Origin of the sequence: Aeromonas sp. R2-3, from assembly GCF_040908375.1 — a bacterium.
Lineage (GTDB): Bacteria > Pseudomonadota > Gammaproteobacteria > Enterobacterales > Aeromonadaceae > Aeromonas > Aeromonas veronii.
Genome location: NZ_JBFODP010000016.1, coordinates 93,227 through 116,044, shown reverse-complemented (window position 1 = coordinate 116,044; position 22,818 = coordinate 93,227). Strand labels below are relative to the sequence as shown.

General features: G+C 60.8%; 19 protein-coding genes. 12 read left to right on the top strand and 7 right to left on the bottom strand.

All coding sequences use genetic code 11. The features are described 5' to 3' along the window. Positions 1-16 precede the first annotated feature (16 nt). The 6 genes from AB5Z02_RS05480 to lpxL all read right to left on the bottom strand — a co-directional run bounded on the left by AB5Z02_RS05480 (position 17) and on the right by lpxL (position 7,864). Entirely contained in the window at positions 17-589 is a 573-nt protein-coding gene (locus tag AB5Z02_RS05480) for a DNA-J related domain-containing protein (RefSeq protein WP_368215500.1), read from the bottom strand. Next, the gene (locus AB5Z02_RS05475) at positions 586-2,373 is read right to left on the bottom strand and encodes a cation:proton antiporter (RefSeq protein WP_368215498.1); all 1,788 of its coding nucleotides are present in this window, start codon (positions 2,371-2,373) and stop codon (positions 586-588) included. Before AB5Z02_RS05475 ends, AB5Z02_RS05480 begins: the two co-directional genes overlap by 4 nt. A 190-nt stretch (positions 2,374-2,563) precedes the next feature. Beyond that, entirely contained in the window at positions 2,564-3,085 is a 522-nt protein-coding gene (locus AB5Z02_RS05470) for an MltR family transcriptional regulator (protein WP_005354914.1), read from the bottom strand. A 122-nt stretch (positions 3,086-3,207) separates the two neighbouring features. Beyond that, positions 3,208-4,353 (bottom strand): mannitol-1-phosphate 5-dehydrogenase, encoded by a 1,146-nt coding sequence (locus AB5Z02_RS05465; RefSeq protein ID WP_042032672.1) that lies wholly within the window; start codon positions 4,351-4,353, stop codon positions 3,208-3,210. 37 nt (positions 4,354-4,390) lie between these two features. After that, positions 4,391-6,313 carry a PTS mannitol transporter subunit IICBA gene (locus AB5Z02_RS05460; RefSeq protein WP_368215496.1) on the bottom strand — a complete coding sequence of 641 codons (1,923 nt, stop codon included), beginning with the start codon at positions 6,311-6,313 and terminating at the stop codon, positions 4,391-4,393. Positions 6,314-6,940: 627 nt separating this feature from the next. Continuing rightward, the gene (gene lpxL, locus AB5Z02_RS05455) at positions 6,941-7,864 is read right to left on the bottom strand and encodes an LpxL/LpxP family Kdo(2)-lipid IV(A) lauroyl/palmitoleoyl acyltransferase (protein ID WP_064341620.1); all 924 of its coding nucleotides are present in this window, start codon (positions 7,862-7,864) and stop codon (positions 6,941-6,943) included. A 229-nt stretch (positions 7,865-8,093) separates the two neighbouring features. Here lpxL and hldE point away from each other — a divergent pair, with 229 nt between their 5' ends. Beyond that, on the top strand, positions 8,094-9,521 hold the full coding sequence (gene hldE / locus AB5Z02_RS05450) for a bifunctional D-glycero-beta-D-manno-heptose-7-phosphate kinase/D-glycero-beta-D-manno-heptose 1-phosphate adenylyltransferase HldE (RefSeq protein ID WP_368215495.1): 1,428 nt from the start codon (positions 8,094-8,096) through the stop codon (positions 9,519-9,521). Positions 9,522-9,637: 116 nt separating this feature from the next. On the opposite strand, the gene tolC is transcribed toward hldE, so the two are convergent. Further along, entirely contained in the window at positions 9,638-10,957 is a 1,320-nt protein-coding gene (tolC, locus tag AB5Z02_RS05445) for an outer membrane channel protein TolC (protein ID WP_368215493.1), read from the bottom strand. Positions 10,958-11,261: 304 nt separating this feature from the next. Here tolC and nudF point away from each other — a divergent pair, with 304 nt between their 5' ends. The 11 genes from nudF (at position 11,262) to AB5Z02_RS05390 (ending at position 22,524) form a co-directional block, all read left to right on the top strand. Next, positions 11,262-11,903 carry an ADP-ribose diphosphatase gene (gene nudF, locus AB5Z02_RS05440; protein ID WP_058057940.1) on the top strand — a complete coding sequence of 214 codons (642 nt, stop codon included), beginning with the start codon at positions 11,262-11,264 and terminating at the stop codon, positions 11,901-11,903. A 108-nt stretch (positions 11,904-12,011) separates the two neighbouring features. Then, positions 12,012-12,461: a DUF1249 domain-containing protein gene (locus AB5Z02_RS05435; RefSeq protein WP_042052480.1), complete on the top strand. Its 450-nt coding sequence runs from the start codon at positions 12,012-12,014 to the stop codon at positions 12,459-12,461. Positions 12,462-12,483: 22 nt separating this feature from the next. Further along, entirely contained in the window at positions 12,484-13,302 is an 819-nt protein-coding gene (cpdA, locus tag AB5Z02_RS05430) for a 3',5'-cyclic-AMP phosphodiesterase (RefSeq protein ID WP_368215492.1), read from the top strand. A gap of 12 nt (positions 13,303-13,314) precedes the next feature. Next, positions 13,315-13,902, top strand: coding sequence for a YqiA/YcfP family alpha/beta fold hydrolase (locus tag AB5Z02_RS05425; protein ID WP_058057941.1), 588 nt, complete (start codon positions 13,315-13,317; stop codon positions 13,900-13,902). A gap of 2 nt (positions 13,903-13,904) precedes the next feature. Continuing rightward, positions 13,905-14,528: an NUDIX hydrolase gene (locus AB5Z02_RS05420; protein ID WP_368215490.1), complete on the top strand. Its 624-nt coding sequence runs from the start codon at positions 13,905-13,907 to the stop codon at positions 14,526-14,528. A gap of 196 nt (positions 14,529-14,724) precedes the next feature. Continuing rightward, positions 14,725-14,967 carry a DUF1656 domain-containing protein gene (locus AB5Z02_RS05415; protein ID WP_033113020.1) on the top strand — a complete coding sequence of 81 codons (243 nt, stop codon included), beginning with the start codon at positions 14,725-14,727 and terminating at the stop codon, positions 14,965-14,967. After that, positions 14,960-15,826, top strand: a complete 867-nt coding sequence (locus tag AB5Z02_RS05410; protein ID WP_368215489.1) for an efflux RND transporter periplasmic adaptor subunit — start codon at positions 14,960-14,962, stop codon at positions 15,824-15,826. Before AB5Z02_RS05415 ends, AB5Z02_RS05410 begins: the two co-directional genes overlap by 8 nt. Before the next feature lies 1 nt (position 15,827). Next, a complete protein-coding gene (locus AB5Z02_RS05405) occupies positions 15,828-17,837 on the top strand; it encodes an FUSC family protein (protein ID WP_368215487.1) in 2,010 nt (669 codons plus the stop codon). Between the two features lie 115 nt (positions 17,838-17,952). Then, the gene (parE, locus tag AB5Z02_RS05400) at positions 17,953-19,863 is read left to right on the top strand and encodes a DNA topoisomerase IV subunit B (protein WP_236302263.1); all 1,911 of its coding nucleotides are present in this window, start codon (positions 17,953-17,955) and stop codon (positions 19,861-19,863) included. A gap of 71 nt (positions 19,864-19,934) precedes the next feature. Further along, entirely contained in the window at positions 19,935-22,229 is a 2,295-nt protein-coding gene (gene parC, locus AB5Z02_RS05395; protein ID WP_368215485.1) for a DNA topoisomerase IV subunit A, read from the top strand. Between the two features lie 64 nt (positions 22,230-22,293). Further along, on the top strand, positions 22,294-22,524 hold the full coding sequence (locus tag AB5Z02_RS05390; protein WP_368215484.1) for a hypothetical protein: 231 nt from the start codon (positions 22,294-22,296) through the stop codon (positions 22,522-22,524). The last annotated feature ends 294 nt before the right edge of the window (positions 22,525-22,818 follow it).

The following is a 22,818-nucleotide window of genomic DNA, read 5'->3' as shown; positions in this document are numbered from 1 at the left end:
TGGTGCGGCAACGGGATCATCCCCGCAGGACCTCCCATGCCCAGCGGATGCGGACAAAAGTCTCGGCATTGCCGCCCCGATCCGGATGGTGTTGCAGTGCCAGCTCCCGCCAGCGGCGGCGGAGCGCCTCCTGACTCGCCCCCTCATTCAACTCGAACAGGGCCAGCGCCTCGGCTTTGTGCCCCTCACCGTCATAAGCGCGCCAGAAGCGGTTGAGCAGGGCCTCCACTTCGGCACGGTCGGTCTGCCAGAACACCTGCCAGTCGAGATAGTAGCTACGCAGATTTTCGCCAAGGGCAAAGCCGTGACTGGCCTCCGAGCTCCCGACCAGCGGTTCGAGCCGGATATCCAGGGGGCTGATCACCAGCCACCATCCCTCTTGCCAGAGCTCGGCCTGCAACTGGTAGAGGGCGTTCATGATCAGGAAGTTGACCCGAAACAGCTGCAGCTGCTCATCGTCGGCCAGTACCGGAATTGCCCCCTGCTGGCGCAGAGCAGCCATCAGTTCATGCACCTTGTAGCTGCCCGCCGCCTGTTGCAATAGCACCAGCAGAGGGGCGATCAGCGGATTGTGGTTGGATTCGTTCATTCGGCGCCCTGCTCCCTGGGCGGCTGCAGGGCTATCAGCAGCTCACCCGCTTGCGGAGTGACGGGGCCGGTAACGATCTGGGGCTTGCCCTTGCCATCCATGATGAAGAGCGGGATGGCGCCGGGATTGGCGGTCTGATACTGGGCCCAGTCGAACGCCTCGCTCAGGCGGGTCGCCTTGATCTGGCCACCCCGGCTCAACAGGCCGCTCAGCTTGGCATAGTTGATGTCGGGACCGAACAGGTTCTGGCGAGCGCGAAAGGTGGCGCTCTCCCGGTTGGCCTTGCCGTGCTGCTCGCTGGAGCGCAGGGAGTAGACCTGCTCCTCGCCGTAGAGGTGGGCAAAGTGCAGCACCCCGAGGGCGTTGTTGTGGCGGTTGGGGGAGAGCGCCAGCACGGTACTGATGCTGGTAAGCGGCAGGTGCAGCTCGGCATGTTCCGACTGGGGGTTGCCGAAATAGCAGGGGAGGTTGCTCATCCGCGCCTGTTTGCAGAACTCCCAGGCGGGATCGCAGAGTTGCACCGGCACACCCTGATCCGCCAGCGCCCGGCCTATGGCTCGCGCCACCGAGTTGGCCCCTATGATGAGCCAGGTGTTGGGGGCGCTCTGGCGCATCTTGAGCAGGCTGGCCAGCGGTGCAGAGGTGAGGCTCTGCAACACCACGGTGGAGATGATCACCGCAAATACCAGCGGCACCAGCTTGTCGGCATCGGGGATCTCGGCCTGATGCAGGCTGATGGCGAACGAGGCGCTGACTGCCGCCGCGACTATGCCGCGCGGGGCGATCCAGCTTAGCAGGGCGCGAGCTCGCCAGGAGAGATCCGAGCCCCAGGTCGAGACCAGAATACAGAGCGGGCGCGCCACGAATTGCACCACGCACAGCAGCGCCAGCACCATGGGGCCGAGCTGCCAGAGCTGTGCCAGATCTAGGCGGGCCGCCAGCAGGATAAACAGGCTGGAGATAAGGATGACCGCGAGATCCTCCTTGAACGCCAGCACCTCCTCCAGATCCAGCCCCTCCTGATTGGCGAGCCAGATGCCGAACACGGTCACCGCCAGCAGGCCCGATTCGTGGCTCAGCCAGTTGGAGAGGCTGAAGGTGACCAGCACCAGCGCCAGCACCCCGAACTTGTGCAGACTGACCGGCAGCCAGTCATTGCGAATGAGCAGGGTGGTGAGCCAGCCTGCCGCCACCCCGATCAGGGAACCGACCAGCACTGTCTTGCCCAGCGCCAGCAGGGTATGGCTGATGAGATCCCCCTGACTGCCGAGGCGTACCGCCTCGAACACCAGCACCGCAAACAGGGCGCCGATGGGGTCGATGACGATCCCCTCCCAGCGCAGGATACGGTCCACCTCCCGGGTGGGGCGGATCACGTTGAGCATGGGGGCGATCACCGTCGGGCCCGTTACCACCAGTACAGCGCCGAGCATGGTGGCGACCCGCCAGTCCAGCCCCAGCAGGAAGTAACCGGCGCTGCCGATGACGGCGAAACTGACCAGCATGCCGGTGGAACAGAGATTGCGCACCACCTTGCCGATCCCCTTGAGCTCGGCGAGATGGAGGGTCAGCGCCCCCTCGAACAGGATGATGGCCACCGACAGGGAGACCAGCGGAAACAGCAGCTCCCCGAGCAGGGCATCGGGGTCGAGCAGGCCGCTGACCGGGCCCAGAGTCAGGCCGGTGAGCAGCAGAAACAGGATGGCGGGTACCCGCAGCGACCAGGCAAGCCATTGGGCCAGCACGGAGACCAGGGCGATCCCGGCCAGAGAGAGGGCAATCATGCAGACCTCGATTCAGGCAGTGAGTATGGAGCTAGTGTAGTGGCTAAGTTGGTCAGATTGACACCCGAAGGAGCGGGCGTCATGGCCGGGATGGGGAGATGTGCGACAGTCGGCGTCATGGTGGCTGGCGGTGTTGTGCAGGGCGCCAGCCAGACGCCAACCGTGGTGATGGGGTGGCCTTGGGGCCGGATTAGATGGGGCTCTCCTTGTGGAGCTCGCCGACACAGTCGGCCAGCGCCAGTACCAGTGCGGAGCGCACCATCTGATCGAGCCGGTTGAGCTGCATCTGGTAGAAGGCCCAATCCTCTTCGCTGGCGGGGGGCTCCAGCTTCATCATGCCGCCCTGATTGACCCCGTGCAGGCGGTCGAGCAGATCGCGGATCGGCTTGTCGCTGAAGCGGTAATCCTTGGGGTCGCGCACCAGAAAGTCGCGGATCTTGAGATAGGCTTCCAGATCCTGATAGCGCTCAAGGGAGATGAGGCCGAGGGCGAAGATGAGCTTGAGGCGCACCTCCAGCTGGCCGAGGGGGCCGCTCTGGTTGAGCAGGGGTTCGATGGCGTATTTGACGGCATACTCCTCCTGACGAAAGGCGCGTCGCATCAGGGAGTCGACCGCTTCTTCCAGGATGGTCACGGCTTCGAGAAAGAAGCCGCGGGGGCCATCCTGCTCGTTCAGTCGTTCCAGTACTTCATCTTCCTGGTGTGTGGTCATAGGTGCATTGGGTCCAGCTGACAGGGAGAGAGTCAGCCTCTCTCCCGGTTTTTATCATATGGGGCGCATTTCCTTGCGATTCAATCAATTGGAGCATCCGGTCATGCGCCGCCAGCAGGGTATTACAAGGTCTCGTAACGAGCCACTATGGTGCGGACGATCTCGCTCTCTGCATCCAGTCCGGTGACGCGGGCCAACGCTTTGGCCGGGCCAAGCTCCGCCAGCAGCTGTTGCAGCTCGACCGCCTGCGGATCATCGGCATTGCGATAATGGAGCGCCGCGGCGATCCCCTCCTGCAACTGCTCGTTAGGCAGGCCGTACTCCAGGGTGCCGAGCAGCGGCTTCACCAGTCGATCCCCCGCCGCCAGCTTGCGCAGCGGCTGACGACCGACCCGGTCAATCTCGTCCACCAGATAGGGGTTGGCGAAGCGGGCCAGGATCTTCTCGATGTAGGCGGCGTGCAGGCGCGGGTCGAAGCCGTAGCGTTTCACCAGCACGGCACCGCTCTCCTCCATGGCGCGGCGCACCTTGCTGCGGATCACCGGATCTTCGATCGCCTCGCGCACTGTGCGGTAGCCCCGCAGTTTGCCGAGGTAGGCGGTGACGATGTGGCCGGTGTTGAGGGTGAACAGCTTGCGCTCGACGAAGGCCATCAGGTTGTCGGTGGGTTCCATGCCCGCCACCTGTGGCAGCTCTCCCTTGAACTGGGTCTGGTCGACGATCCACTCGCTGAAGCTCTCTACCGTCACTTCCAGCGGATCATCGTTGGCAGCCGCGGCGGGCGGCACGATGCGATCCACCGCCGAGTCGACGAAGCCGATGCAGGATTCGAGCGTGGCATGATACGCGACCGGCAGGTACTTGAGTACCTCCCGCTTGAGGTGGCTTGTGCCGCGCACCATGTTTTCGCAGGCGATCACGTTGAGCGGAGTCAGGTTGCCAGCATCGAAACGGGCTTGCAGCCCCTTGGCCAGGGTGCTGGCAATCTTGTCCAGAATGTTGGGGCCGACGGCGGTGGTGACCAGATCGGCGGTGATGATGCGGGCGATCACCTCGTGACCGGCGGAACTGACCGCTGCCACGTTGCGCACCACGTCCAGCTTCTGATCCGCACCTACCACATGGACCTTGTACTCCTGACGGTGGTTGAGCTGGTCGATAAGAGTGTCGTTGACGTCGGCGAAGGTGACCTGATGACTGGCATCCGCCAGCACTTTTCCGATAAAGCCGCGACCGATGTTACCAGCACCAAAATGCAATGTTTTCATGATATTAACCTCTTGAACCAAAGACGATGAAAGATGATTACGCAGCCTGTTCGGCACCCAGCAGATCCAGGAAGGCCTGGGGATCCGTGGTGCTGGCCAGCCGGTCGATGAGACCGGGTTCATCCAGTGCATTGGTCAGGTGGGCTATCACCTGCATGTGTTCGTCGTTGCGGGCAGCGATGCCGATCACCAGCCGCGCTACCTCATCGGCAGCTTCGCCAAAGGCGACCCCGGCCGGGTACTGGCAGATGACGATGCCGGTCCGCTTCACAAACTCCTTGGCGGCGATGGTGCCGTGGGGCACGGCGATGGATTCGCCGAGGTAGGTGGAGACCAGCTGTTCCCGCTCCAGCATGGCGTTGACGTAGTCGGGTGCCACATAGCCGCGCTCTGCCAGCAGTCGGCCAGCGGTCAGGATGGCGGCCTCCTTGTTGTCGGCTTTCAGTCCCAGATGCACGTCATGACGGCTCAGGGTAAAGACTTCGGCCGCTTGCGGCTCGTAGCTGTCGTCGTTGGCCGCCACCAGCAGTTGCGGGTTGGCGACGTCATCGTTGGCGGCCTGAGTCAGGCTCTGTACCAGCTCCTGATAGAGACTGTTGTCGAGGAAGTTGGTCAGTGAAATATGGTGGGCATGCGGCGCATGGCGACGGGCCCGCTCGGTCAGATCCTTGTGGGTGATGACCCAGTCCACCTGATCGTCGAGCTGATCGATGGCGCGGTTGGTGACGCTGATATCGAGGCCAGCGGCCTGTACCCGCTTGCGCAGCATGCCGGCGCCCATGGCGCTTGAACCCATGCCCGCATCGCAGGCGACCACGATATTGCGCACCGCCATCAGTTCACCGCCCGGCTTCTTGGCCGCTGCGGTTTCGGGCTTGCCGCCCTTCATGGCTTTCATCTTGCGGGTGGCTTCACCGAGCGCATCGGCCTCGTCAGCCTCCGGCTGCTGGGCGCGGACGAACACGGCGGCGACCAGGAAGGAGACCAGAGTAGCGCTGATGATGGAGAGGGCGACCCCGATCAGGGAGGCTTTCGGCGTCATCAACAGCACGGCGAAGATGGAGCCCGGTGAGGCAGGGGAGACCAGACCGGCGTTGAACAGGGTCAGGGTAAAGACCCCGGTCATGCCGCCGGCGATCACCGCCAGAATGAGGCGCGGGTTCATCAGCACATACGGGAAGTAGATCTCGTGGATGCCGCCGAAGAAGTGAATGATGGAGGCGCCAGCCGCGGACTGCTTGGCCGCACCACGACCGAACACCATGTAGGCCAGCAGTACGCCCATGCCCGGGCCCGGGTTTGCTTCAATCAGGAAGAAGATGGAGCTGCCGTGCTCGGTCGCCTGCTGGATCCCCAGCGGCGAGAAGATGCCGTGGTTGATGGCATTGTTGAGGAACAGGATCTTGGCCGGTTCGACAAAGATGGAGGTGAACGGCAGCATATGGTTATCCACCAGGAAGCCGACGCCACCGGCCAGTACGCCGGAGAGCACCTTGACGAAGGGGCCGATCACGAAGAAGGCGAGGATTGCCAGCAGCATGCCGATAAGACCGGCGGAGAAGTTGTTGACCAGCATCTCGAAGCCGCTTTTGACGCGACCGTCCATCGCCTTGTCGAAGCGCTTGATTGCCCAGCCACCGAGCGGGCCGACCATCATGGCGCCCATGAACATGGGGATATCGGTTCCCACGATGACACCCATGGTGGTGATGGCACCGACCACGCCGCCGCGCTCACCGCCCATCAGTTTGCCGCCGGTGTAGCCAATCAGCAGCGGCAGCAGGTAGGTGATCATGGGGCCGACCAGCTTGGCCAAGGTTTCATTGGGCAGCCAGCCGGTGGGGATAAAGAGGGCGGTAATAAAGCCCCAGGCGATAAAGGCGCCTATGTTGGGCATGACCATATTGGACAGGAAGCGTCCAAAATTCTGTATCTTGACTTTGGTATCCGGTGATAACATGTCGGGACCCCGTTTTAAGCCTGTTTGATTAAAAGTGGTAGTTCGGGATGGCCGGTTTTGCCGAACCTCCATCCCTGTCGTCTAAGCAACTTCAATCTACCAGCTTGATATCAAATTAGGCTGAAAACGGGGTGTCTTGTGATCCAGCTCTCAGATACCCAGCGATACCCCCTCCATAACCAGTGACCCACATCACATTCCCATGCTGTAATTCGGCTACATTTCGATCTTTTCTGTTTTGCATGGTCATTTTTTGTGACTTAAATCACTAAAGTTGCTTTGTGGCTCCCTTGTAGAATGGTGATTGGCGTCACAAGTTCGATTTTTGTATTCGAATGGGACAAATTACTCAGTCACTCATCAGCGGGTGGTGACGATGGATCTATCGAAACACTCCATTGCTTATCAATGAATCAATAAATTTGTAACCCGCTTTCAGTTTTTACGGTCGGCGGTTAGGACTCTTTTGCGGCTGATTGATGGGAATGGGCGCCAACATGCAGAATGTTATCGAGCGGCAGATGTTCGGGGCGCTTGCTTGCCGCGCAGGGCTGATAGCAGATAAAAACAAACCGCCAGCAGGCGGTTTGTCGGTTTTTGCGATCTGAGCCCTGTCGGGGCTGCGGCTCAGTAGAAGCCGGCATCCTCGGGAGAGGGGCGGGTCTTGAAGCGGCGATGGAGCCACATGTACTGCTCCGGCGCCTTGCGCACGGCGGCTTCAATCTCGCGGTTGGCGCGGGCGGCATCAACCGTGTCATCCCCGCTGGGGTAGTCGGCAAGGGGCGCGCCGATATGCAGGGTGTAACCCTCGCTGGTGCGGATGTTGTAGCAGGGCAGGGTAACGGTGTTCTTCACCCGCGCCAGGGTGGCTGTGCCGGTGATGGTGGCGGCCTGCTCCACCGCGAAGTAGGGCACGAACACGCTGGCGTGGCTGCCGTAGTCGTGATCCGGTGCATACCAGAGGGCGTCACCGTTGCGCAGCGCCTTGATCATCCCCTTCACATCCATTCGGTCCACCAGATATTTGTTGGAGGCACAGCGCCCGTGGTACTGGGCATACTCCAGCACCGGATTGGTGTTGGGGCGATAGACCCCCACGCCGGGGCGCACCAGCCCGAAACAGCGGGCGTTGAGTTCCAGCGTCAGGAAGTGGCAGGAGAGCAGCAGCATGCCCTGCCCCTTTTCCATGGCGGCGATGACATGCTCTTCCCCCTCCACCTTCATCAGATTGCGCATCCGCCAGTCTGGCCAGAACCAGGCGATACCCACCTCGAACACGGCGCAGCCCACGCTCTCGAAGTTTGCCTTAAGCAGTTTCTCCCGCTCATCCCGGGTCAGTTCGGGCATCGCCAGCTCCAGATTGCGACGGGCAATCTTGACCCGGGACTTCAATATCCTGGCGGCGAGACGACCGAGCTGACGGCCCAGCCACATCTGGCTACGCCACGGCAGCAGGGTCAGCAGCCAGAGCAGGCCGAGGCCGAACCAGCTGGCCCAGTAACGGGGATGAAACAGGCGGGGCTCCAGGCGGGGAGCGTTGTCGTGGGCCATGGCTAATCTCTTATTCGCAAACACAATCGGGGGATTCTAGCCGAAAAGGGGGGGCGGGGGCGAATGGCTGTATGCTGGTCAGAGGGGCTGATTGTGGTTCACTGGTGTTACGGGAATCCTAACTATCGGTTTCCTTTAAATGGAAACCGCAGGTTTGCTTTTTCTCCCTCAAATAAAAGAGTGTGATAAAATCGGCGACTGATTTTTCAGGTTTTGAGAGTCGATACAGATGAAGATCACCCTGCCCGAGTTTGAAAAAGCCCGCGTTCTGGTCGTTGGCGATGTCATGTTGGACCGTTACTGGCATGGCCCCACCGGCCGGATCTCCCCCGAGGCGCCGGTGCCCGTGGTCAAGGTTGAACACATTGAGGAGCGCCCGGGTGGCGCGGCCAACGTGGCCCTCAACTCCGCCGCCCTTGGCGCTCACGCTGTGCTGCTTGGCCTGACCGGTCAGGACGAGGCAGCCGATGCCTTGGCTGGCCAGATGGCTGGCGTCAAGGTGGCCTGTGATTTCGTTCGTCTGGCCGACTTCCCGACCATCACCAAGCTGCGGGTGCTGTCCCGCAACCAGCAGCTGCTGCGTCTGGACTTTGAAGAGCCCTTCCACTCCGTCGATGCCACCCTGCTGATGAGCAAGGTCGAGCAGGCGCTGCCGAATAGCGACGTGATGATCCTCTCCGACTACGGCAAGGGTGCTCTCAACGACGTGCCCGGCATGATCGAGCGCGCCCGAGCCGCCGGTATTCCGGTGCTGGTCGACCCCAAGGGGACCGACTTCGAGAAGTACCGCGGCGCCACCCTGCTGACCCCCAACATGTCCGAATTCGAAGCCGTGGTGGGCAAGGTGAAGAGCGAAGAGGAGCTGGTCGCCAAGGGGCTGGATCTGGTCAAACGCTTCGAGCTGGATGCTCTGCTGGTCACCCGTTCCGAGAACGGCATGACCCTGATCCGCGAAGGTCAGCCGGAGCTGCATCTGCCGGCTCAGGCTCACGAGGTTTATGATGTGACCGGTGCCGGTGATACCGTGATCTCCACTCTGGCTACCTCGCTGGCGGCAGGCAAGAGCCTGGACGAAGCCTGTGCGCTGGCCAATACCGCAGCCGGTATCGTGGTCGGCAAGCTGGGTACCTCCACCGTCAGCCCGGTCGAGTTGGCCAATGCCCTCTACACCGAGCAGGAGACCGGCTTCGGCGTCATGTCCGAAGCCCAGCTGAAAGTGGCGGTTCGTGCCGCCCGTCTGCGCGGCGAGAAGGTAGTGATGACCAACGGTTGCTTCGATATCCTGCATGCTGGCCATGTCTCCTATCTGGCCAACGCTGGCAAGCTGGGGGATCGCCTGATCGTGGCGGTCAACACCGACGAGTCGGTTCGCCGTCTGAAAGGGCCGGGTCGTCCGGTCAACCCGACCGAGCGTCGCATGGCCGTACTGGCTGCGCTGGGCGCGGTGGATTGGGTAGTGCCGTTTGGTGAAGATACCCCGCAGCGCCTGATTGCCGAGATCCTGCCGGATCTGCTGGTCAAGGGGGGTGACTACAAGCCGGAAGATATCGCCGGTTACGCCGAGGTGACCGCCAACGGCGGTGAGGTGCGCGTTCTCAACTTCGAGGATGGCTGCTCCACCACCGACATCATCAAGACGATCCGCGAGCGCGGCTAACGTTCTGCTGGCCCCGCAATCTGGCGGAGCTCATTATCGGCGGTAGCAAGCCGGCAGAAAGACGGATAACAAAAAGGCGACCTTGCGGTCGCCTTTTTCATGCCCGATAGCGGCTATTAGCCTTTGGCTTTTGCCGTGGCAGGCATCAGACCCTGGTTCACTTCCACTAGGTCCTGCGCTTCCAGAATACCGGCAGCCTGTTTCAGGCTCAGGATATTGAGGATGTAGTTGTAACGGGCTTCGGAGAGCTTCTGCTTGGCCTCGTACAGCTTGCGAGTGGAGTCCAGCACGTCGACGATGGTACGGGTACCCACTTCGTAGCCGGCTTCGGTCGCCTTCAGGGCGCTGTCGGCGGAAACCACAGACTGGCTGTAGGCGCGAACCGAGCCGATGCTGGCGTTCACGTTGTTGTAAGAAGAGCGCACTGTGCTCTGCACCGAGCGGAAGTTCTTCTCCAGCAGTTCGCTGGCCGCTACGTAGTTGTATTGAGCCTGCTTCACCTTGGAGCTGGTAGCACCACCGCTGTAGATGGGCAGCTTGAAGGTCAGACCGATATTGGCCTGATTGTCATTGCCGCCCGGAATGCTATCCAGCTTGTAATCGGTATTGCTGGTTTGCAGTCCGGCACCCAGATCCAGAGTCGGCTCATGGCCGGTCTTGGCCAGATCGATCTGTTCCTTGGCAATGTCCTTGCTGATGCGGGCACTGTGCAGTTGCAGGTTCTTGTCCAGCGCCAGCTCCAGCCACTTGTCGGAACCGAAGGCAGTCTTCTGCGGGCTGAAGCGATCGGTGTTGAGGATGTCCAGGTTGCGGTGATCAACACCGGTCAGCTCGCGCAGGGTCTCGTAGCTGTTATCCAGAGTGTTCTCGGCATTGATCTCGTCAGCCAGCGCCTGGTCGCGGGAGGCTTCGGCTTCATGGACGTCGGTGATGGCGGTCAGGCCCACTTCGAAACGCTGCTGGGTTTGCTCCAGCTGACGCTCTACCGCAACCTTGTTGGCACGAACGAACTCCAGGGTATCCATCGCCTTGAGCACATCAAAGTAGGCTTTGGCGGTGCGCACCATCAGGTTCTGGATCTCGAGGTTGTAGGCGACATCTGACTGAGTGGCCTGCTTCTCGCTGATATCCAGATTGACCCAGTTACTGCGACGATAGAGGGATTGCGACAGCGTCACCTCGCCCTTGGCGTTGGTATTGCTCTGGGTATCGTTCTTGTTTTGCAGATAATTGAACCCGGCACCCAGATCGATCTGGGGCAGCAGAGGGGCACGGGATTCGTTGATCTTCTCGAAGGCCTGGTCGCGAACGGCTTTGGACTGCAGCAACTGCGGGTCTTTGATCTGGGCTTGCTGGTAGATGTCGAGCAGGTTTTCGGCATGGGCACCGGCACTGACGCCCAGCAACACCATGACTGACAAAAGTGTTCTTTTCATAGATCGTTTTAACCTTATGTAGTAACCCAAACTGGTTGCTGGAGAGGCAAATATTGTCACCGACCAAGCTTGATTGCAGCTTAATCACTCTACTATAAGCAAAATTTAATGCTAAGAGTCTCAGGTCCGGTGACGGGAACGTCAAGAACCGGACGCAGTTTTCTCCCCGCGCGCCTAGCCAAATGGTCTGTGGCTGCTAAAATCCACCCCTCATTACCATGGCACGCCGAGTGAATGAACGTTCATTCATGTTCCTCGGATTTTATGGTCAAACTGATACAAGTCAAGCTGACGGGAGCCCCGGATGTCGCAGCAACCCTTGCCGCAAGATCGGCATTACGCCGCCGATGATGTGAAAATCATTGAAAAATCAGCTGGATATAACGGCTTCTTCAAGGTGAATGTCTATCGTCTGCAGCATCGGTTATTTGCTGGCGGCTGGAATCAGCCCATCGTGCGCGAGCTGTTCGAGCGGGGCCATGCTGCCGCGCTGCTGCCCTATGATCCGGTGCGCGACCAGATCGTGTTGGTGGAGCAGTTCCGTATCGGCGCCATGGAGACCAGCCCGACCCCCTGGTTGCTGGAGCTGGTGGCCGGCATCATAGACCCAGGCGAGGTCGCTGAAGACGTGGTGCGCCGGGAAGCGGTGGAAGAGGCCGGGATCGAGGTTGCCCGCTGCGAGCATGCCATCAGCTATCTGGTGAGCCCGGGCGGCAGCACCGAGCGGATCGAGGTCTTTGTGGGCGAGGTGGATGCCAGCAAGGCCGAGGGGCTGCACGGTCTGGCTGATGAGGGCGAGGATATCCGGGTGCACGTGGTGAGCCGCGAGCAGGCCTATGCCTGGCTCAAAGAGGGACGCATCGATAATGCGGCCTCGGTCATTGCTCTGCAGTGGTTGGCCCTCAACCATGGCGAGCTGCGCGCCCGCTGGCTGGCGGATCGCTGAGGTGGCGCTGACCCTGCAACAGAGCAGGCGCTATGTGCCTGATCTGATGTCCTTACAGCGTACCTGCGAGGTCAACTACTCACGGGTTTTGATTGATGGAGCTTTGCGATGCCGTTAGTTCAATCCCGGACCAAACGTTATGTGCCGGATTTGATGTCTTTGCAGAGAACCTGCGAGGTCAACTACATGGCATTGATGAAACTGCTGCCGCCAGATGGGGAGGTGGGAGCCGAGCGCCGCTATCGGGTCGGCAACGATCTGCAGTTCCAGCTCACCATCATTGGCGAGAGCCGCTTCACCAATCAGGTGATCCTGAGCCAGCACAACCCCGAATTGCCCGAATATTTACAAGCTCAGATAGAGATTCGTTTGTATCATGATGTGCGGATGGCGGAAGTGTGTGCAGCGCAACAGATTTCCCGTTTGCAACCACGTTATGATTATCCCAATAAAAAGATGCACCAGCGGGACGAAAAGGAGCAGGTAAATCTGTTTCTGGCCGAATGGCTAAAATTTTGTCTCAGACATGGTACCAGCCCGATCAATATCTCCAGTTGAACAAATAAAAAGAAGCGTGATTTTGGAAACAGAGCTCCCCCAGGCGCAGGACAGCAGTGTGCGCCTGTTGCAAATTACCGACACCCACCTCTTCGCGAGTGCCGAAGGGCGGCTGTTGGCTGTGCGCACCGCAGAGAGTCTGGCCGCCGTGCTGGAACAGGTGCAGGCCAATGAACACCCCTACGAGGTGATTCTGGCGACCGGCGATCTGTCGCAGGATCACAGTCCGGAATCCTATCAGCGTTTCGCCTCCATGATGGCGCCCCTGGGCCGCCCCATCTACTGGCTGCCGGGCAATCACGATGACAGCCCGCTGATGACCGAATATCTCCATGCCGCCGGGATCAGCGAATCCAAACAGCTGGTGGGCGACCACTGGCAGGTGATCCTGCTCGACACCCAGGTGCGCGGCAAACCCCACGGCATGATTGGCGATCACCAGCTGGCTGCCCTCGACCGTGCCCTGCGTCAATATCCTGATCGCCACGCTCTTATCACCCTGCACCATCAGGCGGTGCCGGTGGGCTGCGCCTGGCTGGATCAGCACAATCTCAAGAATGCCGATGACCTGTTCGCCGTACTGGCCCGTCATCCGCAGCAGAAGACCATCCTGTTTGGCCACGTTCATCAGGAGTTTGACGAGGTGCACCGCGGGGTGCGGCTGATTGCCAGCCCATCGACTTGCATCCAGTTCAAACCGCTCTCTGATGGCTTTGCGCTGGATGAATCCGGCCCGGGCTGGCGCTATCTCACCCTCTATCCGGATGGGCGGGTGGCCAGCGAGGTGTGGCGCCTGCCGGTGGGGCAGTTTGTGCCCGACCCCAACGCCACCGGTTATTGAGGAGAGCATTCCATGAAGTCGGTTCTCCTTTATCTGCACGGTTTCAACTCCTCACCGGGCTCCGCCAAGGCGCAGCAGATGGCTGCCTGGGTGGCCGCCAACCGGCCCGACATCGAGGTGATCATTCCGGCCCAGCCCAATACGCCAGCGGCGGCCTGGGCGGCTATCGAGCAGACTATCGCCGATCTGCAGGGTCGTTATGGTAGTGAATTCAAGCTCGGCGCCGTGGGCAGCTCCCTCGGCGGCTTTATGGCGACCCGAGTGAGCGAGCAGTACGGTTGCCGCGCCGCGCTGATCAATCCGGCGGTGCGCCCGCACGAGCTGCTCTGTGATTACCTCGGCCCCCAGACCAATCCCTATACGGGTGAGCAGTACGAACTGCTGCCTGAACATATGGACGAGCTGCGGGCACTGGCGGTACCGGTGACGGCGCCGGAGCGACTCTGGATCCTGCAACAGCAGGGGGATGAGGTGCTCGATTATCGTAAGGCGCTGGATGAATACCGCTTTGCCCGCCTCTCGCTGGAGTGCGGCGGTAACCACGCCTTTGTGGCGTTCGAGCGTTACCCCGCCCAGATTATCCGTTTCCTCGGGCTTTAATCATGCAACCGCCGTTGGCCGCCTTTCTGGAACAGGTACTGGCCACGGCGCAAGCGGGCCTCACCTACTCCAAAGACCCCTTCGATATCGGCCGTTTCGAGGCGCTGCGCGCGGCCACCGTGGCCCTTATCGCCAACCAGAGCGAGCTGGCGCCGGAAGCCATCAGTGACTGGATTGCTCTCGATCGCGGTTATCCCACCCCCAAGCTCGACGTGCGGGCCTTCATTCAGAACGATGCGGGCCATATCCTGCTGGTACAGGAGCGCAGTGACGACTGCTGGACTCTGCCCGGTGGCTGGTGCGATATCGGTGACTCGCCGGCGGATGCTGTGGTGCGTGAAGTGGTGGAGGAGACCGGCCTTGAGTGCCGTGCGGTGCAACTGCTGGCATTGTTCGACAAGCTAAAACACCCCCATCCGCCCCAGCTGCCTCACGCCCACAAGGCTTTCTTTCTGTGCGAGGTGACCAGCGGCCAGCTGCCGGGCGAAACCGATGAAACCAAAGGGGCGGGGTATTTCCCCATCGACGACTTGCCCCCGCTCTCCCGCCATCGGGTGGTGGCCTCCCAGTTGCGCACCCTCCATGAGCGCTTGCAGCAGGGGCGGCGCGATACCCTGTTTGATTGACATCAGAGGACGTGAACCTGTTCGAGCTGGGCGAGGTGCCGACGCGCGATGGCGTGCACCATCCAGCGGATCGACAGGTCTGAACAAAAGGGGCTCATATGTTCCTGTTGCGCCCTGCGGGGCAGTGTTAATCTTTAGCGGCCTGTTTACTTTGCCTCGCCCGGGGCAGGGGATGGCCGAACTCTTCTGAACTTCACTGCCAACAGGGAGCACGTTTGTGACAACTCCTTCTGCGCTGCCGGATCTGGTACTGGGCGCCTCTCTCTACTTTCCGCCGCTGTTCAAGGCGGTGCTGCTCGGCCTGCTCTGCTGGCTGCCGGTGCACCATCTGCTGCGTGACTGGCTCTATGGCGGGGATGTCTGGCACCCCTTGCTGATGGATCTCTCCCTCTTTATCCTCGCCGTCAGCGGCGCTCTATGGATGCTGTTACATGGCTAAATCACCTCTCGCGACCCTCAAATACTTCTCCACCCTGCTGGTCTGCGCGCTGGCGCTGGCGGCGGGCTGGTGGCTGTGGAACTACTACATGCAGGGGCCCTGGACCCGGGATGGCAAGGTGCGCGCCGAGCTGGTCAGCATTACCCCCGAGGTGTCGGGCAAGATCATCAAGATCGCGGTGAAGGACAACCAGCTGGTGAAGGCGGGGGAGGAGATCTTTACGCTCGACCCCGAGCCCTACCGGATCGCCCTCGATAATGCCCGGGCGGCGTTGGCCAAGGCGAAATCGGATCTCGACAAGGCCGAGCACGAGGCGAACCGCCGTAGCGGCCTATCGCGTAGCGTCATCTCTGCCGAGACGATGGACGAAGCGCGCCTCAATGCGCAGGCGATGCAGGCGGCCTATCAGGTGGTACAGGCCAATCTGGAGAAGGCGGAGTGGTCGTTGGCCAAGACCCGGGTGCATGCCGCGAGCGATGGCTACATCACCAACCTGCAGACCCGGGTCGGCAACTATGCCAGTGCCGGCGTGCCGCTGGTGGCGCTGGTGGATACTCACTCCTTCTATGTGCAGGGTTACTTTGAAGAGACCAAGCTTGGCCACATAGCGCCGGGAAAACCGGCCGAAGTGGTGCTCTACAGCGGTGAACAGCGGTTGCGTGGCGAGGTGGAGAGCATAGGGCGCGCCATCCACGATCAGAGCGTCGATGGCGGCAACGGCCTGCTGATCGACGTCAAACCCAACGTGCCCTGGGTGCGGCTGGCCCAGCGGGTGCCGGTGCGGATCAAGCTGCTGGATGTGCCGGCGGATGTGACGCTGATCGCCGGCACCACCTGCACCATCACCATTGGCGAGTAGGGTGAGCGAGTCGTTCTGGCTGCGCACCCCCTGGGGGAGGGCGACAGGGGGGCAGTGGCGCTATGCCCTGCGCAATGCGCTGGCCATGTGCCTGTCGCTCTGGCTGGCCTTCGTGCTGCAGCTCGACTCTCCCTACTGGGCCATGAGCTCGGCTGCCGTGGTGAGTTTTCCCACCGTGGGCGGGGTGATCAGCAAGAGTCTGGGGCGGGTGGTTGGCAGCTTGATGGGGGCGATGGCGGCGGTGGTGATCACCGGTCTTGGCATCAGCGATCCTTGGCTGTTCAGCTTCCTTATCGCCCTCTGGCTGGGCTTGTGTACCTACATCTCCAACCACTATCAGAACAACGTCTCCTACGCCTTCGCCCTCGGCGGTTACACTGCCGCCATCATCGCCTTCTCCTGCGTCAATGTGGCGGATCCCCACCATATCTTCGATATTGCCCAGGCGCGGGTGAGCGAGGTGATCATCGGTATCCTCTGCGGCGGTCTGATGATGATGATCCTGCCCAGCACCTCGGATAGCGAAACCCTGCTGGACTCCCTGCGCAAGAGCCAGACCCGCCTGCTGGAACATGCCCAGCTGCTCTGGCTGGGGGAGATGACGCCCGAGGTGCGCAGCTCCCACGAAGGGCTGATCGGCCAGATCCTCACCATGAACGTGCTGCGCATACAGGCGGTCTGGAGCCATCATCGGTTGCGGCGCCAGAACCGGCTGCTCAACTTCCTGCTCCATCGCCAGCTGCGGCTCATCAGCCTTATCTCCAGCCAGCGCCGCATGCTGCACAACTGGCCGGAACAACCGGAAGGCATTCAGGCGCTGCTCGCCACCCTGCTGGCCGAGCTTGGCAAGCCGGAGTGCGACAAGTATCGGGTTGCGAGGTTGCTGGCTCCCCTGATGCCGACCAGCGAGCATGATTACCGGCTGCGCACCTTTTTGCTGCGGCTGCGCCATTTCTGCTGGAGCTATCTGGAGTGTCAGCGCTGGCTCGACCGGTTGACCCGCTACGACGATCAGGAGTGGCCGGCGCCGCCCCGTCACACCTCCCTCACCAGCCATACCGACACGCTGGAGGCCGCCTACAACGGCGGGCGCACCTTCCTCTGCGTGCTGCTCGGCTGCACTTTCTGGATCAACAGTCAGTGGGATGCGGGCAGCTCGGCGCTCACCATGCTCTCCATCTGCTGCGTGCTCTACTCGGCGACCCCGGCGCCGGCTCAGGGGGCCAACACCATGCTCAGGGCGATCCTGCTGCTCAGCCTCATCTGCTTTGCGGTCAAGTTTGGCCTGATGATCCGCATCGACGATTTCTGGGTCTTCTGCCTCTTGCTCTTTCCGGCGCTGCTCTCCATGCAGCTCTGCAAACAGCAGCAGGTGCGGCAGGCGGGCCTCTGGGGCCAGATGATCGTGCTGCTCGGCTCGTTTCTCGCCATCACCAATCCGCCCAGCTACGACTATCAGCAGTTCATCAACAGCAGCCTCGCCCAGATGATGGGGGTGATGAGCGCCGCGCTGGCGTTTCAGCTGTTGCGACCCAGCTCGGATCGGCGCAAGAGCCGCCGCATTATCCGCTCCCTGCGCCGCCACTTCATGGATCAGCTGGAGCCGGCCCCGCGCCAGAGCGAGAGCCAGTTCGAGTCGCTGATCTACCACTGCATCAGCCAGCTCGGTCAGAGTCAGGAGCAGACCGCCCGTATGTGGGTATTGCGCTGGGGCGTGGTGCTGCTCAACTGCAGCCATATCGTCTGGCAGCTGCGCCAGTGGCGCGGTGACGAGCATCCTCTCTATCTGGTGCGTGACAACTGTATCCGTAGCCTGAAGGGGATCCTCACCGAGCAGGGGGTGCAGCACGCCTCCCTCGACCGCACGCTGGCCGAGCTGCAGCGGATCAGTCAGGGGCTGGCCAACCATGGCGATGGCACGGCGCGAGAGCTGGCAGGCATGGTGTGGCGGCTGCAAAGTTCGCTCTCCCAGCTGCAACAGGCGCTGCCTGGCCCTGCCGAGGGGAGCTGAAATAGCCTTGGGAGGGGCGCAATCCCCTCCGGATCACCCTTTCCCGCAGCCAAGTTTGTCCAATACCCTCCCAACGAGTAAGATTCTCCCCAAACGTCAATTCGCAAGGCCCTCCATGTCTACTCAATACAATGCGGATGCCATTGAGGTCCTCAATGGCCTTGAACCGGTGCGTCGCCGCCCCGGCATGTATACCGACACCACCCGGCCCAATCACCTCGGCCAGGAGGTCATCGACAACAGCGTCGATGAAGCGCTGGCAGGTCACGCCCGCAATCTGGAGGTGATCCTGCATGAAGACCAGTCCCTCGAAGTGATCGACGACGGCCGCGGCATGCCGGTCGATATCCACCCGGAAGAGGGTGTCAGCGGGGTGGAGCTGATCCTCTGCAAGCTGCACGCGGGCGGCAAATTCTCCAACAAGAACTACCAGTTCTCCGGCGGTCTGCACGGGGTGGGTATTTCGGTAGTAAACGCCCTCTCCGATCGGGTCGAGGTGACGGTGCGTCGCGACGGTCAGGTCTACGACATCGCCTTCGAGCGCGGCGAGAAGGTGCAGGAGCTGACCATCACCGGCACCTGCGGCCGTCGCAACACCGGCACCCGGGTGCGTTTCTGGCCGCAGGCGAGCTACTTCGATTCGCCCAAGTTCTCGGTCACCAAGCTGGAGCACCTGCTCAAAGCCAAGGCCGTGCTCTGCCCCGGCCTCACCATCAAGTTCCTCGACAAGAACACCGGCATCAAGCTGGAGTGGTGCTACGAAGATGGCCTCAAGGATTATCTGGTTGACGCGGTCAAGCAGTACACCTGCCTGCCGGAGCAGCCCTTTATCGGCTCGTTCAGCTCCGAACAGTCGGCGGTGGACTGGGCGCTCTGCTGGTTGCCGGAAGGGGGCGAATGCCTCGCCGAATCCTATGTGAACCTCATCCCCACTGCGCAGGGCGGTACTCACGTCAACGGTCTGCGTCAGGGGCTGCTCGACGCCATGCGCGAGTTCTGCGAGTTCCGCAACCTGCTGCCGCGCGGGGTCAAGCTGACTCCGGAAGATATCTGGGATCGCTGCGCCTACATCCTCTCCATCAAGATGCAGGATCCGCAGTTCGCCGGTCAGACCAAGGAGCGCCTCTCCTCCCGCCAGAGCTCGGCGTTTGTCTCCGGCGTGGTGAAGGATGCCTTCAGCCTCTATCTGAACAGCAACACCGAGCTGGCGGAGCAGATCGCCGAGCTCTGCATCTCCAGCGCCCAGCGCCGGATGCGTGCCGCCAAGACGGTGGTGCGCAAGAAGATTACCCAGGGCCCGGCGCTGCCCGGCAAGCTGACCGACTGTAACTGCGCCGACCCCATGCAGGGCGAACTGTTCCTGGTGGAGGGTGACTCCGCGGGCGGCAGTGCCAAGCAGGCGCGGGATCGCGAGTTTCAGGCCATCATGCCGCTGCGCGGCAAGATCCTGAACACCTGGGAGGTGGAGGCCGGTCAGGTGCTCGCCTCACAGGAAGTACACGACATCTCGGTCGCTATCGGGCTCGACCCCGACTCCGAGGATCTCAGCGGCCTGCGCTACGGCAAGGTGTGCATCCTCGCGGATGCGGACTCGGACGGTCTGCACATCGCCACTCTGCTCTGCGCCCTGTTTGTGAAGCACTTCCGCACGCTGGTGGAGAAGGGTCACGTCTACGTCGCCATGCCGCCCCTCTACCGGATCGATATCGGTAAAGAGGTCTACTACGCCCTCGACGAGGACGAGAAGAACGGCGTGCTGCAGCGGGTTGAGGCCGAGAAGAAGAAGGGCAAGGTGATGGTGACCCGATTCAAGGGGCTGGGTGAAATGAACCCGAAACAGCTGCGGGAAACCACCATGGATCCCAACACCCGCCGTCTGGTGCAGCTCACCATGGAGCCGGCAGGAGAGAGCGAAGGGGATGCGGCTGACGAGACCCTGCAGCTGATGGATATGCTGCTGGCCAAGAAGCGGGCGAGTGATCGCCGCGAGTGGCTCGAAGAGAAGGGCAACCTCGCCATCATCTAAGCCGTCGGTCACCTGCCGACCCGCATTTCAGGCGTGCCCTCCTGGGGCGCGCCATAGCAAGAGAAAAACATATGAGTGATGCTATCGAGCTCAGTCTGGACGGGGTAGAGCGCCAGCCAATGCGCACCTTTACCGAACAGGCTTACTTGAACTACTCCATGTACGTCATCATGGATCGGGCCTTGCCGCATATCGGCGACGGCCTCAAACCGGTGCAGCGGCGCATCATCTACGCCATGAGCGAGCTGGGTCTGTCGGCCCTCTCCAAGCACAAGAAGTCCGCCCGTACCGTGGGTGACGTGTTGGGTAAGTACCACCCCCACGGCGACATCGCCTGTTATGAAGCCATGGTACTGATGGCCCAGCCCTTCTCCTACCGCTACCCGCTGGTGGACGGTCAGGGTAACTGGGGTGCGCCGGACGATCCCAAGTCCTTCGCTGCGATGCGTTATACCGAGGCGCGGCTGTCCCGCTTCTCCGAGCTGCTGCTCTCGGAGCTGGGGCAAGGCACGGTGGAGTGGACGCCGAACTTCGACGGCACCATGAAGGAGCCGGTGGTGCTGCCCGCCCGCCTGCCACACATCCTGCTCAACGGGGTGACCGGTATTGCGGTGGGCATGGCGACCGACATTCCGCCCCACAACGCGCGGGAAGTGGCCTACGCCTGTGCCGAGCTGCTCGACAACCCCAATGCGGGGCTGGATGCATTGATGCAGCACATTCAGGGGCCGGACTACCCGACCAATGCCGAGATCATCACCCCGCGCGACGATATCCGCAAAATCTACGAGACCGGCAAGGGCTCCATCAAGCAGCGGGCGGTCTGGAGCGAGGAGGATGGCGACATCGTCATCACAGCGCTGCCCCATCAGGCCTCCGGCGCCAAGATCATGGAGCAGATCGCCGCCCAGATGGTGGCGAAAAAGTTGCCGATGGTCACCGACCTGCGGGATGAATCGGACCACGAGAACCCGACCCGTCTGGTGATCGTGCCGCGCTCCAACCGGGTGGATGTGGAGGGGCTGATGGCCCACCTGTTCGCCACCACGGATCTGGAGAAGAACTATCGAGTCAACCTTAACATCCTCGGCCTCGACAACCGGCCGCAGGTGAAGTGCCTTAAGACCATCCTCAGCGAGTGGATCCAGTTCCGCCGCGAGACCGTGCGTCGCCGTCTGCAATTCCGCCTCGACAAGGTGCTGGCTCGCCTGCACATCCTCGAAGGCTTGCTGATCGCCTACCTCAACATCGACGAGGTGATAGAGATCATCCGCACCGAGGATGAGCCGGGCAAGGTGATGGTGGAGCGCTTCAACATTACCGAGACCCAGGCCGAAGCGATCCTCGAGCTGAAACTGCGCCATCTGGCCAAACTCGAAGAGTTCAAGCTGCGCGCCGAGCAGAACGAACTGGCCGAAGAGCGCGACAAGCTGGAGCTCATTTTGGGCTCCGAGCGTCGCCTCAACACCCTGCTCAAGAAAGAGCTGCTGGCCGATGCCGAGAAGTACGGCGACGATCGCCGCACCCCGCTGGTGGAGCGGGCCACCGCCGTGGCGCTGACCGAGAAAGAGCTTATTCCCAGCGAACCGGTCACCGTCATCCTCTCCGACAAGGGGTGGGTGCGCGCCGCCAAGGGCCACGACGTGGATGTGGAAGGGCTTTCCTACAAGGCGGGGGACAGCTATCTGGCCCACGCCTGTGGCCGCAGCAACCAGCAGGCGGTGTTCCTCTCCACCCTGGGGAGAACCTACGCCCTCGAATCTCACACCTTGCCATCCGCCCGCAGTCAGGGCGAGCCGCTCACCGGCCGCTTTGCGCTGGGTGCCGGTGAAGAGGTGCGTCATCTGGTGATGGGCAACGAGGGCGAGCCCTACCTGATCGCCAGCGATGCCGGTTACGGCTTTGTCTGCACCTATGACGACCTCATCGGCAAGAACAAGAACGGCAAGGCGCTGCTTACCGTGCCGGAAGGGGGTCAGGTGATGGCACCCCAGAAGATCGGCTCGCCGGAGACCGATCTCTGCATGGCCATCTCCAACGAAGGGCGCATGCTGCTGTTCCCGCTCAACACCCTGCCGGTGCTCGGCAAGGGCAAGGGCAACAAGCTCATCAGCATTCCGTCGGCTCGGGTCAAGGCGCGGGAGGAGTTTGTGGTGATGGCCGCCGTCATCCCGCAGGGTCAGTCGGTCACCCTGTTTGCCGGCAAGCGCAAGCTCACTCTTAAGCCATCTGATCTTGACTACTATCGCGGCGAGCGCGGCCGCCGTGGCGCCAAGCTGCCCCGCGGTTTGCAGCGGGTGGATCGCATTGAGATTGAACCCGCCGCCGGTGCCGAACCGGTAGCTGGGGAAAATCAGGAAGGGTAATTAATATAGAAGGGCGCGAAAGCGCCCTTATTATATGTACTAAAACAATGTAAAAGAGAAAGTGATGGACTGTAATGAAATATATGTTTCAAATGTAAAAGATGCCAATATAAATTCTCAGCGAGGAGTATATATCGGGCTGGTTATTTCTTTGATAGTAAACCTATTAATGGAGAATAGCTATATTTCTTTGTCTATTCCATATGCTCAAACATTAGAAATGCTCTCTTATAAAGAAAAAGTGTATTGTCTTGGCGGGGTTTATTTTTTTCAGTGGACTTTACACTGTTTATAACTACAATTGTGCATATAATTCATTTGTTAATATAAATGATGATGAAATTAAAATTGCTGTATCATACTATCCATCATTAATGACTATTAATTGGTTTGTCAAAGCGATGTTAGCAGGCTGCATTGGTGTCTGGTATGTAGTATTTTTTGATTCAAAAATAGCTCAGTCACTATATATGTCATCTTTTATGGGTACTTTAATCTCGTTTCCGTACATGTATGTATTGCAAAGTTCCTCTAGAGATAGGCGTTCTATTATTTCATTGCGAAATAAAAAACTGTAGTAAAATAACTT

What these genes read in the sequence shown, in the direction of transcription:
- AB5Z02_RS05435 (WP_042052480.1), top strand. Translation starts at nt 12,012, where the DNA reads ATGCCGTTAGTTCAATCCCGGACCAAACGTTATGTGCCGGATTTGATG.
- nudF (WP_058057940.1), top strand. Translation starts at nt 11,262, where the DNA reads ATGTCGCAGCAACCCTTGCCGCAAGATCGGCATTACGCCGCCGATGAT.
- AB5Z02_RS05460 (WP_368215496.1), bottom strand. Translation starts at nt 6,313, where the DNA reads ATGTTATCACCGGATACCAAAGTCAAGATACAGAATTTTGGACGCTTC.
- hldE (WP_368215495.1), top strand. Translation starts at nt 8,094, where the DNA reads ATGAAGATCACCCTGCCCGAGTTTGAAAAAGCCCGCGTTCTGGTCGTT.
- lpxL (WP_064341620.1), bottom strand. Translation starts at nt 7,864, where the DNA reads ATGGCCCACGACAACGCTCCCCGCCTGGAGCCCCGCCTGTTTCATCCC.
- tolC (WP_368215493.1), bottom strand. Translation starts at nt 10,957, where the DNA reads ATGAAAAGAACACTTTTGTCAGTCATGGTGTTGCTGGGCGTCAGTGCC.
- AB5Z02_RS05410 (WP_368215489.1), top strand. Translation starts at nt 14,960, where the DNA reads ATGGCTAAATCACCTCTCGCGACCCTCAAATACTTCTCCACCCTGCTG.
- AB5Z02_RS05475 (WP_368215498.1), bottom strand. Translation starts at nt 2,373, where the DNA reads ATGATTGCCCTCTCTCTGGCCGGGATCGCCCTGGTCTCCGTGCTGGCC.
- AB5Z02_RS05470 (WP_005354914.1), bottom strand. Translation starts at nt 3,085, where the DNA reads ATGACCACACACCAGGAAGATGAAGTACTGGAACGACTGAACGAGCAG.
- AB5Z02_RS05465 (WP_042032672.1), bottom strand. Translation starts at nt 4,353, where the DNA reads ATGAAAACATTGCATTTTGGTGCTGGTAACATCGGTCGCGGCTTTATC.
- parC (WP_368215485.1), top strand. Translation starts at nt 19,935, where the DNA reads ATGAGTGATGCTATCGAGCTCAGTCTGGACGGGGTAGAGCGCCAGCCA.
- AB5Z02_RS05480 (WP_368215500.1), bottom strand. Translation starts at nt 589, where the DNA reads ATGAACGAATCCAACCACAATCCGCTGATCGCCCCTCTGCTGGTGCTA.
- AB5Z02_RS05425 (WP_058057941.1), top strand. Translation starts at nt 13,315, where the DNA reads ATGAAGTCGGTTCTCCTTTATCTGCACGGTTTCAACTCCTCACCGGGC.
- parE (WP_236302263.1), top strand. Translation starts at nt 17,953, where the DNA reads ATGTCTACTCAATACAATGCGGATGCCATTGAGGTCCTCAATGGCCTT.
- AB5Z02_RS05390 (WP_368215484.1), top strand. Translation starts at nt 22,294, where the DNA reads ATGGACTGTAATGAAATATATGTTTCAAATGTAAAAGATGCCAATATA.
- AB5Z02_RS05420 (WP_368215490.1), top strand. Translation starts at nt 13,905, where the DNA reads ATGCAACCGCCGTTGGCCGCCTTTCTGGAACAGGTACTGGCCACGGCG.